The sequence below is a fragment of the Peribacillus sp. CSMR9 genome (assembly GCF_033141925.1).
Lineage (GTDB): Bacteria > Bacillota > Bacilli > Bacillales > DSM-1321 > Peribacillus > Peribacillus simplex_A.
Map to the genome: position 1 here is coordinate 220,482 of NZ_JAOPHO010000002.1, position 14,292 is coordinate 234,773.

Here is a 14,292-nt window from a genome sequence, read left to right on the forward strand (position 1 = left end):
TCCTCCTGACTTAAGAAAGGGTTGGCTTTAGTGCGGCATATAATTCTCTCTTCAAATTTAAAAATTCATCACTTAGAAATTGTTCCTCACTTCTTGGCCTTGGAAATGGAACTTTCACTTCTTTGATGACAGCAGCCGGTTTTGCTGATAACACATAAATTCTATCTGAAAGGAAAACCGCTTCATCTATGCTGTGGGTAACAAAAAGCACAGATCTCCGATTTTGTTCCCAAACAGACAACAGCCATTTTTGCATTTCCAATCTTGTCAGTTCATCCAGAGCAGAAAAGGGTTCGTCCAGGCACATCAAGTCCTGTTGACTTAAGATGCTTCGAATGAAAGCGGCCCTTTGCTTCATGCCCCCAGATAATTCATGCGGATATGCCTTCACATACTCTTCTAATCCAGCTTTCAACAAAAGGGCTTTTGCCATTTCTTTGTCTCTTATCCCAGCAAGCTCACTTCCAAGCAAAACATTATCCAACACCGTTCTCCAAGGTAAAAGGGATGGTTGCTGCGGCATATAGCTTATATGGCCCTTAAAGCCATTTATCTTTTTACCATCCAACGAAATGATGCCCTGATCCGGCTTCAAAATACCGCCTATCAAGTGGAACAACGTACTTTTACCGCTGCCAGATGGTCCTAGGATTGTGACAAATTCCCCATCATCTACATGGAAATTCATATTCTCTAAAATATTCTGTTTACCATCGAAAGAAAAGGAGACATCTTTAATTTCCAGCATCATCCCTTTCACCCTCCTTTCTCTTCCATGAAACTAAATATTTCTCCAGGAATGTGATGATTCCAAAAAAGAGAAGGCTCATTCCCATAATGATGAAAATGGCAACAAACACCCGATCTGTCCGAAACGCGGAGGAAGCGAGCGTCATATAAACACCAATCCCCGATTTAGCCCCAAGCCATTCCGAAATAACCGCACCCATTATACTATAGGTGGCCGAAATTTTTAGGCCTGAGAAAATGAACGGGATCGAGTGGGGAAGTTCCAGCTTCCAAAATAACTGGTTTTTCCCCGCTCCCATCATCTTGAAATAATGCTTAAGTTCGTAAGGTGTCTGGCGAAAACCGTCCAATGAAGCGACCGCAACCGGAAAAAAACATACGAGTGAAATCACAATTAACTTAGGCAGCATGCCAAAGCCAAACCAGATCACTAAAAGCGGTGCCAAAACTATGATTGGTATATTTTGCGAGAGTATGAGCAGAGGATAAACCGCGTCCTTCACACCTGGAAATAGGTGTAAGATTGCAGCAATTAATAACCCGATACAGCTTCCAATAAGAAAACCCGATAACGCAAGCTCAGTTGTTGATATAAGGTGTCCAAAAAGATTACGGGACGACTCAATTCCTTCAATGAAAATGGCTGATGGAGCGGGAAGCAGCCATTTTTCAACCTTTAATAAGACTGTCATTGACTCCCATACTATCAGCAAACATAATAAAAGAAAGAAGGGAGCCCCCTTCTTCCAAATTCCCCTTTTGATCATGCCCGATATTTCTCCGTTAACGTATCCATCGTAATCCCGCTTGGCTGATATAGTATCTTCACTTGGGAAATGACATTCGGCGAGCCTAATTCAATCATTCTTACATTCATTTTTTCTATCACGGCAAAAAGCTCGGATAGCTCACCCTCCATTGTTGTTTCTAGCGGGTGAACCTCATACTTGACACCTGATTCATCAATGATCTTGATTGCTTCATCGACCATGGGGATGACATTTTCCCCTTTAGGAATGATTTGTATACTAATTAATGAATTGGCCATTGTATTTCCTCCTATTTTGGTAAAAATTCATTGGTAAATGCCTTTTCAGGATTGAAATCACCTTCAAGAAGCTTATTTTCCTTCATCCAATCACTATAATTCTTCCAGATTTCAAGCTTTTGTTCACCCCAACGCGGAGCATCATCCTGATACTTATCTGCAAGCCACTCCTGGCTTTTCTTCACTAGTTTTGGATCTAGATCAGGTGCAGACTTAATTAATATGTCCGCTGCATCATCAGGATTCTTAATTGCAAACTGGTACCCTTTCGAAGCTGCATGAACGAATGCTTTAACAGTCTCAGGATCCTCTTTAATCATCTTTTCATTTGTTGTCAAAACAGGCGTATAGTAATCAAGCTTATCAGAGTATTCGGTTAAGTAAACCATATTAAGCTTTTCATTCCGCAACTCAGCCTCGATACCTGTCCACCCATAATAAATCCAGGCGAAATCTATATCCCTTTTAACCGAAGTGAAAAAATCTGTGTCCCCTGTATTCACTATATCCACTTTATTTACATCGGCATTTTCTTTTTTCATAAGTGAATCAATAATGGCCTTTTCAACTGGAGACCCCCAGCCACCATACGTTTTCCCTTCAAAATCCTTGGGAGTTTTAATGTTTTTTGCCGCAGGTGAAGCGAATCCAGAGGTATTATGCTGGATGACAGCAGCTAGCGAAACAATCGGCACGCCTTGCACGCGGGCCTGCGTAATGCCCTCCTGGTAGCTCACGCCAAATTCAGATTTCCCTGAAGCCACAAGTTTATCAGCTCCAGCTTCGCCTGGCATGATAATTTCCACATCCAGACCTTGTTCTTTGAAATACCCTTTTTCCTTGGCTACATACAATCCTGTATGGTTTGTATTCGGTGTCCAATCAAGCACGACCGATACCTTTTTTAATTCTTTATTGCCTTCTTTTTTAGATGATTCTTCTTTTTCATTAGTTCCGCCTGCCCCACATCCAGCCAAAAGGAACAACGAAGTTAACAGTGGTAAGAATTTATTCAAACTATTATCCTCCTACACATCATATAAGATCCATATGCCGAAACCATAATGGGGCGCCAGGGTCCATTCCAATACCGGTAAAAAACAAAAAACGCCCGAAGATGAATTCGGACGTTTAACATACAAAACAGAAAGTCAGTAATAATATGTTCCCTCCGCTGGCATCATCCAGATCAGGTTCAAAGAGTCAGCATCTAAAGGACGCAATCTCAGCCAGCAGTACTGGCCCCCCTACATTTCTCGCACATATGAACTTTTCTCTCCCATTATATCAATTCATGGAGAAAAAGGAATACTAATTTGCTTCTTCTCATTAATTGGAAAGGTTTCCCTTGCGTTAAAGGATATCTAGCAAAACATCATGCCATTCCAATCATTCTCGTTTACGTGCCTGACACGTTCAAAGAGTCATTTCCTTGCAGGTATTCATATAATGAGCATAACCTGTGGACATTTTTTGTGTACTGGTTTTATAAGCCCTTAATTTCAAAAGCAAAAGGTGGATATGATCATGATAAAGATTAATCACAAATTATTAGATGTCAGTCACATCCAACCAGGTATAGCATCTGCTAAATCGCTTGAAATTCTCCAATTGCTAGCGGAAGATTCTAACATTTTTGAATATCGGAGCTTTGGATACCTTAATTTCGATATACAACTGAGGCACCGAGTCATCGAGGCAGCTTTTGCGTTGGATAAAAGTGATGCAGAATTTTCCACACTTGAGGAATCGGCATCCAATAAACAATATTGGCGCCTTTCAAAGGATGGCACTTTTACCCTTCAGCCAGGGATTGCCCCTCATGTTGCACTCCTGGACATTTTCTTGAATGGAACGCTTTACGCTTTCGAATGCGGTACAGCGATAGTCGTCACTTTTTTAAAGGCCATTTTGGATTTAATCGGCCCTAGGAATTTCGACTATCTTTTTTCAAGCCTATTTCTATATGACTGGCGCCCTCCGAAGAATATGGCTCTTCATGTTCATCAAGGAACGGATTATTTACCAGGGGATTGCCTTTACTTCAAAAACCCTGATCACGATGAGGAAACACCTGAATGGCAAGGTGAGAATGCAATATTATTAGGAGAAGACCTCTTTTATGGCCACGGGATCGGGATTACCAATGCACAGGGTATCATCGATGAACTAAATAGCAATAGAAAGCCGAATGCCGCCATCTCAGCATTCCTGACAAAGCATATCATTAGCTTGGATAGTTCCTACTATAGACAATTCCAACCAACTATCTCCCGTGCAAAGCCCGTTCACGGTCTTGTCAGCCTATCTGATTTGATTGTTTCTGAAATAGGTCCGAAGATTTACCTTTCATGACTCAAGCAATTCTCCTGCCGTAAAACCGGTTTCTTTAAATATCGACAATTAAAAAATGCTTGGGGATGGAACCACCAAGCATTTTTTCTTATTCACGCACCGATGTTCCCTTTGCCTTTAAACCTGCGTGCACTTGCCTGGCCCCATTTCGTAATGGATAGTGTATAAACAGCCAAGGCTGACCATATGAACAAAAAGGCTAAAAGATGCGCTTTTGTAAAACTTTCGTGATAGACGAATACCCCGATCAGTAAGGATAAGGTCGGAGCGATATACTGAAAAATCCCAAGCATCGATAACGGGATCTTCTCCGCCCCCTTTGCAAAATATAAAAGAGGCAAGGCCGTGACAATCCCACCGCCCACCAACAGCAAGCTTGTGCTTCCTGCTGTAAAGAATTGCATTTCTGATTGGTTCATCAAGTATATCAGGTAACCCAGGGCAAGAGGCGTTACCATCATCGTTTCGAGCGTCAGCCCGATCGCCGATTCAGCTTTGATCATTTTTTTTGCCAGGCCGTATAATCCAAAGGTCATGGCCAAAACAAGAGAGACCCACGGGATCGTACCGAAATGAATGCCTAGGATCAAGACCCCGATTCCTGCAAGCAGGAACGACATGATCTGTGCCCCGCTCAATTTTTCTTTTAAAACTATCACTCCCAATAGTACACTGACTAGCGGATTGATATAATATCCAAGGCTCGTGTCAAGGATCCGTCCTGAGTTAACGGCCCAGATGAACACTCCCCAATTAGCTGTAACGAGCAGTGAGGCCGTTAGTAACGCCGCAAAGAGTTTGGGATTTCCCAATATGTTTTTGACATAATCAAGAAACGCTTGTCGTTTTTTCATGAACATCAATAAAACCAGCATGAAGACGAAAGACCATAATACCCTCTGAGCCAAGATTTCTGTAGCTCCGACTCCCTGAAGGAACTTCCAGTAAATTGGCACGACTCCCCACATCATATAAGAAAGGGCTGCATAGATCGCCCCTTCTTTTTGTTCATCCACTTTCATAACCTGCCTTCTTTCCATTAATTCCTTTATCGAATTCCATCTAACTATTTTGCGTATCCATTTCTTTTTTGCAACTGTTATTTTTTATCATACATGATTCTGTCATCGATGACCGTCATGACCGCCTCAACTTTCAGGAGATCATCCGGCGCAACAGCAAAGACATCCAGATTAAACACTGTAAAATCTGCATCGTACCCTTTGATGATCTGACCGCGGCGTTTTTCCTGGCCGATAGCTGCAGCACTCCCTTTTGTATAAAGTGCGAAGGCATCATGAACGGAGAGCCTTTCATCCAAGCCATATACGGTACTGTCCTCACTGTTGATTTTCGTCCTTGTGACAGCAGCATGGATGCCCAAAATTGGATTTAATGGCTCTATAGGCGCATCTGACCCTCCCGCACAAATGATGCCCATATTCAAATAGGTTTTCCAGGCATAGGAGGAATCCAATAGATTGGCTGGAACCTTTTCTTCCACCCACGGAAAATCGGACGTGACGAAACCTGGTTGGATATCAAATATGACCTGCAGTTTTGCCGCCCGCTCCAGCAGCTCCGGCCGGACGATCTGCGCATGGATGAGCCGGTCCCTCTGTCCCTCTTTTGGGGGGATGGCTTCAATTGCATTCAAGACGTATTCAAAAGCGAGATCGCCAATGGCATGGACAGCAATAGGCATTCCGGCATCCCTTGCTTTTTTCACCCATTCCTGAAGCTCATGCTCAGTGAATATCGCGACACCGTTCGTATCCCTTTGATCTGCATAGGGTTCGCTTAACAGGGCTGTGCGTCCGCCTAAGGAGCCGTCGGTAAATATCTTCATGCTGTCGAACTTGATATATCGCGTACCTTCTTGATAGCTGCCGCCTGCTTTCAGCATTTCTTCGAACGCTTCGTGATGGACGAGTAAATTGGCGCGAAAGGCCATTTCCCTGTCCTCGATTACCGATTTAAACGCCTGATATGTCGGAAGGAAGCCATTATAGTAATGGAGGTCTTCAGTATGTCCGCCAGTCAAACCTAGCTTATATGCGTCTTCTATGGCCTCTATGAGTGCGTTTTCGATATACTCTTGGTCAATGCCAGGAAGGCTGTCTAAAATCAGGTTCAGCGCCTGGCTTTCTTTAAATAAACCATTTAACCGTCCTTCTGGATAGCGGCAGATCACCCCGCCTGACGGTTCTTTTATATCTTCTTTAATACCCGCTTCCAAAAGGGCGCAGGAATTGACCACCAAGGCATGGCGGCAGATCCTTTTCAATACGATGGGATGTTCTGTCGATATCGCGTCAAGCTCATCCCGTAAAATCAATTCAGGACTGGGCCATTCATTTTCATTCCACCCTTCGGCAACAATCCACTTTCCAGCAGGGGTCTTTGAGCACTTTTCCTTCAAGGCATTCATGATGGACTCCCTGCTATCCATCAAAGAGAGGTCTAGACGAAGCAGTCTTTCACCATGCCCGACCAAATGAAGGTGACTATCCACTAACCCTGGCAGCATCGTTTGTCCTTTTAAGTCGATTTCCCTGGAAATATTGCCGGCATATTTACGTTCTAAATAGTCAATGCTGCCGGTATCAACAATTACCCCCTTTTCAGTGAAGAGTGCCTCCACTTGATCTTTTTCTTTAATCATCGTATATATCGCCCCATTGAACCATAACGTTCCCATCCCGCTCTACACTCCTTATTAAATGATTCTTTCCCTTCAGATATGCAGTAAGTGTACCATCTCAATTCACGGATTCCCATATTTATGATTATGCAAGCCTCTGTTAATAAAAAAAACGTCAGCCGGGGGCTGACGGAAATGCTTTCGTTAATTATTAAGTAGTGCTTCTTCCCTTTTCCGTAAATCCACCCGTTTGATTTTACCCGATGTCGTTTTGGGAAGCTCATCTAAAAATTCGATTTTCCTTGGATATTTATATGGAGCAGTCAATTCTTTTACGTGCGATTGAAGCGTTTTGATTAAATCTTGGCTGTTCGGATCGATATCATCCATCAAGACGACATACGCCTTGACCACATTTCCCCTTATTTCATCAGGACTTGCTATAACGGCACACTCTTTCACATATGGATGCTTAACGAGTGCATCTTCCACTTCAAACGGTCCAATGGTATATCCCGAACTGATGATGATATCATCAGTTCGACCCTCAAACCAGAAATAACCATCTTCATCCATTTTCGCCTGATCGCCGGTGATATAATAGTCCCCACGGAATTGCTTCGATGTCCGCTCGGGATCTTTAAAATATTCTTTAAAGAGAGCAGGTGTATCGATATGTACGGCAATATCCCCCACTATACCAGGAGAACAGGGTTTACCGGAATCATCAATGATTTCCACATGGTTGCCCGGAGTCGGTTTGCCCATGGAGCCCAATTTAATATCCATGCCTTTTGTTACACCTACCAAAAGGGTATTTTCGGTTTGTCCATATCCATCGCGCACTTCAATATGGAAATGGTTTTTAAAGACCTCGAACACTTTTTGATTTAAAGGCTCTCCCGCTGATACTGCACTATGAAGATGGGATAAATCATAGTCATCAAGGTTATCCACCTTTGCCATCAACCGATACTCGGTTGGTGTGCAGCATAACGCATTCACTTTGTATCCCTGAAGCAGCTGAAGATATTTTTTCGCCTCGAACTTCCCATGATAGGCAAGACCTGTTGCACCCGTTCCCAATACAGCCAGGAAAGGACTCCAGATCCACTTTTGCCACCCTGGGCCTGCCGTTGCCCAAACCACATCCCCTTCGCTGATGCCAAGCCAGTTTGCTGCAGACGTTTTCAAATGGGCATAAGCCCATCCATGTGTATGGACGACCCCTTTTGGATTTCCTGTCGTTCCGGAAGTATACGATAAGAACGCCATATCCTCACTCTTCGTGTCGGCCATAGTCAGCTGATCTGATTCCTCATCGGCAAGCTCATTCAAATTCAGCCAATTTTCGATTCGTTTTCCGATTGAAAATTTCAGGAGGCTTTCCGCCCCTTCTATTTCATTCAATTCATGAGTATATTCATGATAACTGATGATTCCTTTAACATCACCATGGTTGACTCGATACTGCAAGTCCTTCGCACGAAGCATTTCGGAACAAGGTATGACAATCATGCCAATTTTCAATGCGGCTAAATACACTTGATAGGCTTCCACCAAGCGAGGGATTATGATAAGGACCGTATCACCTTTACCGAGTCCTTTTTTTTTGAAGGCATTTCCGATTTTATTTGCACTCTTTAATAAATTCTCATATGTAAGTTGTTTTTTGTCTCCGGTTTCGTTCTCCCAGAGGACGGCAACTTTTTCTGGATCTTTTGCAAAACGTTCCATTTCACTCACTAAGTTGTAATGTTCCGGAGCCAATAAATCTTTACGTTTCATTTTTTTCCCCTCCATTTATGAACTCTTAGTACCTACTCATTATACAAGATACTTCTCTAATATTTCTATTTATTTTTACAAATAATAAAGAGAGCGGGTGTTAGAACCCGCTCTCTGTAGCCATATTTATTAAATTATCTGTTGAATCCTCCGCCTAATTGTTGTTCAGCCATTTGAACAAGGCGTTTTGTGATTTCTCCACCAACTGAACCGTTAGCGCGAGATGTTGTGTCGGCACCAAGTTGTACGCCGAATTCTGTAGCGATTTCATATTTCATTTGTTGTAGAGCTTGTTCCACTCCAGGTACCAATAATTCGTTTGAGCTGTTGTTGTTTGCCATGAGTTTTTCACCTCCTTGTGATTATAGAGTGTGTTAAAACACATGGCTTCATTCGCACAATATCATTGGTAATTACAGGATATTAAAACAAGTCTTCCATCGCTTCTTCCCTATCGAATGTCTGACCCGGTTTAACCGTCAATATTTCTGTTTCGGAGACCGCTTTTTCAATCAATGATTCAAAGTCAACGAAGCTCTCATAGTAATTGACTTTTTCACGTTTCGGTTTCGTTTTTGGGCTTGCCGGCGTAAAGACCGTACAACAATCTTCGTAAGGCAGATTGGATATTTCAAAAGTATCAAGCTCTCTTGCGATTTTGATGATTTCCGTTTTATCCATCGTAATCAGCGGACGCAGGATCGGTGTATTCGTCACCTCATTGATGGCAAACATGCTGCTCATCGTCTGGCTTGCAACCTGTCCAAGGCTTTCACCGGTGATCAGTGCCATGGCTTCTTCCTTTTCACGGATTTGATCGGCGACCCGCATCATTAAACGTCGAGTTGTTGTCATTGAGTAGTTTTCCGGGATCTGTTTTTGAATCAATAATTGAATTTCAGTAAATGGAACGATATGCACTTTCATGCTTCCACTTATTTCAGCAAGCTTGCCTGCCAGATCAATGACCTTTTGACGTGAACGCTCACTTGTGAAAGGCGGGCTGTAAAAATGAATCGCTTCTACGTCCAATCCGCGTTTCATCGAAAGGAATCCTGCAACAGGGCTATCAATCCCGCCTGAAAGCATCAGCATTGCCTTTCCGCTTGAACCGAATGGAAGACCGCCTGCCCCCTGGATGATTTCACCCGTCAAATAAACGGCTTCGCGTCTCACTTCTACCAGCAGGTTCAAATCAGGGTTCTTTACATCCACTTTTAAATTTTCTGTATTCCGAAGCAAATGCCCGCCGAGTGCCCTGTTAATTTCATCGGTATTATATGGGAAATCCTTATCTGCGCGTTTTGTCGTGATTTTGAATGTATTTACCTCCTCAAGAGTATGATTAAGGTAATACAACGCTGCCGTTTTCATCACTTCTAAGTCGCGTTCAATTTTTATCGCAGGGCTTAAAGACTGGATCCCAAAAATGCCTTTCAATCGGTCAATGACAGGCTTATGGTCCACACCGTTCAGGAGAACGTACATCCGCTCCCTGTTGGCTGTTAGCACTACTCCTTCAATATCCTTTAAACTCCAGCGGATATGCGCCTTCATTTTGTCTACAAAGCCTTTACGGTTTCTTTTTTTCGTGGAGATTTCTCCATAACGGATAATTATATGATCAAATTTCATTTTGCAACCCTCATTATTTTTTCTAAATTAGCGACTATTTTCTGTATCGCCGCCAGAACTTGCTTCGCTTCTTCCATCTCATTGCCATAGGTAGTACTGATTCGGATCACACTTTCGGAACGGGCTTGGTTATGGAACATCGCATCCACCGTTTTGCTTACCGTCCTTTTTTTCGAAGAACAGGCACTAGTAGTCGAAACATATATCCCTTCCGATTCAAGCGCATGCAGCAATACCTCTGATTTGAGTCCCGGTACGGAAAAATTCACAATATGGGGTGCACCTTTTTCAGGACTGTTAATCAACACCCCGTCCAGTTCCTTCAAACCTTTATATAAATAATTTTTGATTTGCTGCAGCTTATCATGACACAGCAATTGATTGCTCATACTAATACGAAAAGCCTTTGAAAGGGCGACGATTCCCGCAACATTTTCGGTGCCGCTCCTGATTTTCGTTTCTTGATTGCCACCGTGGAAAAGCGGATCGATCCGAACGCCTTCACGAACATAAAGGATGCCCGTCCCCTTCAAGCCGTGCACCTTGTGTCCGGAAATTGTACATAAATCCACATTGGCATCACGTATTGATAAAGAAACTTTGCCTGCCCCCTGCACATTATCGACATGAAAGAGCACGTGTGGGTATTGCTTTAACAATTTTCCCATTTCAGCAATCGGCTGGATAGAGCCAACTTCATTATTAACATGCATGACGGATACTAAAATGGTATCTTCCCTCAATGCATGCTTAAGATCGTTTATATCAATTTGCCCAAATTCGTTAACGGGAAGATATGTGATCTCATAACCCATTTTCGTCAATGCTTGGCATGCGTCTTCTACAGAAGGATGTTCGATTGCCGTCGTGATTATGTGTTTTCCCCGATTTCTCTGAGAGAGGGCGGCTCCTTTAATGGCAAGATTATTCCCTTCCGTCCCCCCGGAAGTGAAATATATTTCCGAGCTCTTCACCTTTAATAAATCAGCGATTTGCTTTCTTGCAGCAGAAAGTAATTTTTCGGATTGCACCCCAAGTCCATGCAGCGAAGAGGGGTTTCCAAAATAGTCCGAAGAAACCTTCATGAATGATTCGATTACTTCAGGATATGGTTTTGTTGTTGCACTATTGTCAAAATAAATCATGGGTTCACCTTCCATGTTTTTGTATCTATGTTGGTCACTCTTCTAAATGCCGTTTCAAGTGTAGCTGTTGCGACTTCTAATATTAACATAATTGGATTTGAAAGAGAATGTAAAACACTGGTCCATGAACGAAAGGAGACACGCTTTCTTTGAATTCCCGCAGAATGATTTCACTTCCAACCCTATCAATCCCATTTTTCAATTTCGGCAGAAAACTAGTTCAGGATCCGATAAAAGAAAAAACCCGCCATGGCGGGTTTTCAGGAAAGAACTTCTTCTATGTTCGTTCCAATTTTTCGCAAACTACCTGGGTCGACCTTTTCAATGGCCGTGGCTGCCGTTTCCAATGCAGCTTGATATTCATAGCTTCGGAATTTGGCTTCCGCTTCCCTGAGACTATCGGCAACTGTATCGTGACTGCTGCGATAACGGTTTCCGAATTGAATCACTTTTTCGGCCAAATACATATGTTCAATCAATTCATCAGCTTTTTCGTGGACCGCACTCACCTGTTGGACAGCTTTTTCCAAATAAATATAAACAGCGGCCATGTCAAGCGGCTTTTCTTCAAGTTTACCCTGAACGTCATCCATGCTTTCTTTGGCATCCTGAAGCACCGCTTTATACTCTTCAGGAAGACCTGGAATATTGCTTTTTGCAATTAAACGGCCAGTATCGACCATTTTGCGTTTCAATTCGGCCAGTGAATCCCTGGCATCCATTTCATCTTTTCGTAAAGCCTGTAATTTAATGGTGAATTCTTTTTGATTTTCCTGTAATTCTTTCAGCTGTACTGCCAGCCCCTGCATCTCTTCGCTGATAAGAGAGCTTGCCATCACATTATCCTCCATCTTCAAGACGAGCAATTGATGGCGTTTCGAAATCTGGGCAATCTGCTTTTCCATCTTCCGTTGTGCATCTAGCTCATTTTCCGTTAGATGATACGTGTGTTGAACATGTATGGTTTCAACTTTAAGTTTATCGTTCTCATATTCAAGGTCACTTATCGTTTTCCTGAGGACTTCATCATTTTTCAAGACATACTGTTTTGAAAGCACTTCTTTCTCCAAAAGGTCATAAAGCACCTCAATGCTTTCGCGCATATCTTTAATGCCTTTATCCACAGCTTCCGTTTCGGCATTTTCCAATTGTGCTTTATAAAGATTCAGTTCTTCCTCAAGCCTTGATATTTCCTGCTCGAATTGGATATGACTCAACAGATAACCCTGTCCCGACATCTCCTCATAGCCATCCTTCAATTCATGAAGCTGGGAGCGCAGCTCGGATTGACTATCAACCAATAATTTTGGGAGCAACTCCATTTTAACGGCCAAGATCGCCAATTTCTCCTTAATGGAAAGAACGAGCTCCCTCGCATTCAAATAATTCCCGTTCACAGTCTCTTCTTCATACCTCTGAAGGATCTGCAATACTTCATCCAAGGAATTTTCCAGCTTATCAGCCGCTTTCCCGTAATTATGCCTGTGTGCAAGCAAGGATTTCTTCAATTGACGGTAGGATTCTTTAATATCCTCAATTTCCAATCGGTTCTTTTCCTCACTGCCTACGAGTTCATTCAATTCGTATAGGATCTTTTTGATCATTTCCTCGATTTCATTCAGCTTGACTGTAATTTTGCGCTGTACCTCTTTTGACCGGCTGAAACGGTATTTATCGATGGACTCCTCTGCATCGAATAAAAGCTCTTCGACTTCGGGCATATGGTCCGTAATGATAGCGTCCCATTCAATGCGCCAGTTTTCGAACATTTCCTCTGTTTCACCTGTCATGTTCAATTGTTTGACTTTAGAAAGCTCTTCTAGCACGGGGCGGTGCATGATGCTTATTTTCCAGGATTCCAGTCGATCGATCTCTTTAAAATATCTCTTTTTGAAAAAATAACCCCAAATGATGAAAATCAAAATTAATACAATTACCCCAAGTATGTACTCCATGGTAAGCCCCCTGTTCTAGTCCCTACAGTCTTGCTCGTTTATATATCAATTTTAAAAATGTTAAATTTAATGCTTTTATGATACCATGTTAGCAATAATTTTTGATGAGAAAAATGATTTTTTTGTAGAAAATTGCTACAAATACCTGTTTTTTGGGAGGGAAGGACTATGAAAGCTGACGGTCATGTACATACTCCGTTTTGCCCTCACGGCTCTACGGATAAATTCGATGAATATATTACGCGGGGAATCGAGCTAGGATTAAAGGAAATCACATTTACGGAACATGCTCCATTGCCACGAGATTTTCAAGATCCTACGCCTGAAAAAGACAGCGGCATGGACGCTGCCCTGCTCCTGGATTACTTTCAGGAGCTCCGCGTACTGAAAGAACGCTATAAAGACAAAATCCTGATCAAAAGAGGTCTAGAGGTTGACTTCATAGAGGGTCATGAAAAAGAAACAAAAGAATTCCTCGACGAAATCGGAGAATTCCTTGATGACAGTATACTTTCCGTCCACTTCATCAAGCATCAAAGCAATTGGCATTGCATCGATTTCAGTGAAAATGGGTTTGGTGAGATTGCCAATGAACTAGGTTCAGTCGAATCGGTGTATGCCAAATATTACGATACTCTGGAAAAATCGATAAAAGCTGATTTAGGCATTTATAAACCTAAGCGGATCGGGCATATTACGCTTGTCCATAAATTCCAGCATCGATATCCGCCAGCATTAAGTTTTGACGAGCGCGTTTACAAGGTGCTGGATTTGATCAAGGAACAAAAGTATGAACTTGATTATAATGGAGCCGGCCTTGTAAAGCCGCTATGCGGTGAGCCTTATCCTCCAGAAAGGTTTGCAAAGCGTGCTTTCGATCTCGGCATTCCGCTTATTTATGGTTCCGATGCCCATCAGGCTAAAGATTTGGGTCAGGGCCATCAGGCGCTGATTGCAGAGTTTAATGGGTAA

General features: G+C 42.6%; 13 protein-coding genes and 1 riboswitch. Of the genes, 2 read left to right on the plus strand and 11 right to left on the minus strand.

All coding sequences use genetic code 11. The features are described 5' to 3' along the window. Nucleotides 1-10: 10 nt before the first annotated feature. Genes N9I19_RS02905 through N9I19_RS02920 form a run of 4 tightly spaced genes read right to left on the minus strand, consistent with a single transcriptional unit; the run spans nucleotide 11 to nucleotide 2,814 of the window. A complete protein-coding gene (locus N9I19_RS02905; protein ID WP_061464389.1) occupies nucleotides 11-751 on the minus strand; it encodes an ABC transporter ATP-binding protein in 741 nt (246 codons plus the stop codon). Continuing rightward, nucleotides 735-1,517 carry an ABC transporter permease gene (locus tag N9I19_RS02910; RefSeq protein ID WP_061464390.1) on the minus strand — a complete coding sequence of 261 codons (783 nt, stop codon included), beginning with the start codon at nucleotides 1,515-1,517 and terminating at the stop codon, nucleotides 735-737. The genes N9I19_RS02905 and N9I19_RS02910 overlap by 17 nt, the downstream gene beginning before the upstream one ends. Continuing rightward, a complete protein-coding gene (locus N9I19_RS02915) occupies nucleotides 1,514-1,798 on the minus strand; it encodes a thiamine-binding protein (protein WP_125160171.1) in 285 nt (94 codons plus the stop codon). The genes N9I19_RS02910 and N9I19_RS02915 overlap by 4 nt, the downstream gene beginning before the upstream one ends. Before the next feature lie 11 nt (nucleotides 1,799-1,809). Then, nucleotides 1,810-2,814 (minus strand): ABC transporter substrate-binding protein, encoded by a 1,005-nt coding sequence (locus tag N9I19_RS02920; RefSeq protein ID WP_089363630.1) that lies wholly within the window; start codon nucleotides 2,812-2,814, stop codon nucleotides 1,810-1,812. Nucleotides 2,815-2,947: 133 nt separating this feature from the next. Beyond that, nucleotides 2,948-3,057, minus strand: a riboswitch (TPP riboswitch). A 268-nt stretch (nucleotides 3,058-3,325) separates the two neighbouring features. Between N9I19_RS02920 and N9I19_RS02925 the strand changes: the two genes are divergently transcribed. After that, the gene (locus N9I19_RS02925; protein ID WP_284470017.1) at nucleotides 3,326-4,153 is read left to right on the plus strand and encodes a protein-glutamine gamma-glutamyltransferase; all 828 of its coding nucleotides are present in this window, start codon (nucleotides 3,326-3,328) and stop codon (nucleotides 4,151-4,153) included. A gap of 92 nt (nucleotides 4,154-4,245) precedes the next feature. On the opposite strand, the gene rarD is transcribed toward N9I19_RS02925, so the two are convergent. From rarD to ezrA, 7 genes are all read right to left on the minus strand, one after another. Continuing rightward, the gene (rarD, locus tag N9I19_RS02930) at nucleotides 4,246-5,175 is read right to left on the minus strand and encodes an EamA family transporter RarD (protein ID WP_061464394.1); all 930 of its coding nucleotides are present in this window, start codon (nucleotides 5,173-5,175) and stop codon (nucleotides 4,246-4,248) included. A gap of 77 nt (nucleotides 5,176-5,252) precedes the next feature. Next, entirely contained in the window at nucleotides 5,253-6,854 is a 1,602-nt protein-coding gene (locus tag N9I19_RS02935) for an amidohydrolase (protein ID WP_089363628.1), read from the minus strand. Between the two features lie 147 nt (nucleotides 6,855-7,001). Further along, on the minus strand, nucleotides 7,002-8,585 hold the full coding sequence (mbcS, locus tag N9I19_RS02940; RefSeq protein WP_317776927.1) for an acyl-CoA synthetase MbcS: 1,584 nt from the start codon (nucleotides 8,583-8,585) through the stop codon (nucleotides 7,002-7,004). Between the two features lie 134 nt (nucleotides 8,586-8,719). After that, nucleotides 8,720-8,926, minus strand: coding sequence for an alpha/beta-type small acid-soluble spore protein (locus N9I19_RS02945; RefSeq protein WP_034309203.1), 207 nt, complete (start codon nucleotides 8,924-8,926; stop codon nucleotides 8,720-8,722). A gap of 82 nt (nucleotides 8,927-9,008) precedes the next feature. Continuing rightward, nucleotides 9,009-10,220, minus strand: a complete 1,212-nt coding sequence (gene thiI, locus N9I19_RS02950) for a tRNA uracil 4-sulfurtransferase ThiI (protein WP_061464397.1) — start codon at nucleotides 10,218-10,220, stop codon at nucleotides 9,009-9,011. Next, nucleotides 10,217-11,365: a cysteine desulfurase family protein gene (locus N9I19_RS02955; protein WP_317776928.1), complete on the minus strand. Its 1,149-nt coding sequence runs from the start codon at nucleotides 11,363-11,365 to the stop codon at nucleotides 10,217-10,219. The genes thiI and N9I19_RS02955 overlap by 4 nt, the downstream gene beginning before the upstream one ends. A 260-nt stretch (nucleotides 11,366-11,625) precedes the next feature. Beyond that, nucleotides 11,626-13,320, minus strand: coding sequence for a septation ring formation regulator EzrA (gene ezrA, locus N9I19_RS02960; protein ID WP_317776929.1), 1,695 nt, complete (start codon nucleotides 13,318-13,320; stop codon nucleotides 11,626-11,628). 168 nt (nucleotides 13,321-13,488) lie between these two features. Between ezrA and hisJ the strand changes: the two genes are divergently transcribed. Beyond that, nucleotides 13,489-14,292 carry a histidinol-phosphatase HisJ gene (gene hisJ, locus N9I19_RS02965; RefSeq protein ID WP_284470014.1) on the plus strand — a complete coding sequence of 268 codons (804 nt, stop codon included), beginning with the start codon at nucleotides 13,489-13,491 and terminating at the stop codon, nucleotides 14,290-14,292.

Coding starts and splice junctions, on each gene's coding strand:
- N9I19_RS02905 (WP_061464389.1), bottom strand. CDS start 751: ATGATGCTGGAAATTAAAGATGTCTCCTTTTCTTTCGATGGTAAACAG.
- N9I19_RS02910 (WP_061464390.1), bottom strand. CDS start 1,517: ATGATCAAAAGGGGAATTTGGAAGAAGGGGGCTCCCTTCTTTCTTTTA.
- N9I19_RS02915 (WP_125160171.1), bottom strand. CDS start 1,798: ATGGCCAATTCATTAATTAGTATACAAATCATTCCTAAAGGGGAAAAT.
- N9I19_RS02925 (WP_284470017.1), top strand. CDS start 3,326: ATGATAAAGATTAATCACAAATTATTAGATGTCAGTCACATCCAACCA.
- rarD (WP_061464394.1), bottom strand. CDS start 5,175: ATGAAAGTGGATGAACAAAAAGAAGGGGCGATCTATGCAGCCCTTTCT.
- N9I19_RS02935 (WP_089363628.1), bottom strand. CDS start 6,854: ATGGGAACGTTATGGTTCAATGGGGCGATATATACGATGATTAAAGAA.
- mbcS (WP_317776927.1), bottom strand. CDS start 8,585: ATGAAACGTAAAGATTTATTGGCTCCGGAACATTACAACTTAGTGAGT.
- N9I19_RS02945 (WP_034309203.1), bottom strand. CDS start 8,926: ATGGCAAACAACAACAGCTCAAACGAATTATTGGTACCTGGAGTGGAA.
- thiI (WP_061464397.1), bottom strand. CDS start 10,220: ATGAAATTTGATCATATAATTATCCGTTATGGAGAAATCTCCACGAAA.
- N9I19_RS02955 (WP_317776928.1), bottom strand. CDS start 11,365: ATGATTTATTTTGACAATAGTGCAACAACAAAACCATATCCTGAAGTA.
- ezrA (WP_317776929.1), bottom strand. CDS start 13,320: ATGGAGTACATACTTGGGGTAATTGTATTAATTTTGATTTTCATCATT.
- hisJ (WP_284470014.1), top strand. CDS start 13,489: ATGAAAGCTGACGGTCATGTACATACTCCGTTTTGCCCTCACGGCTCT.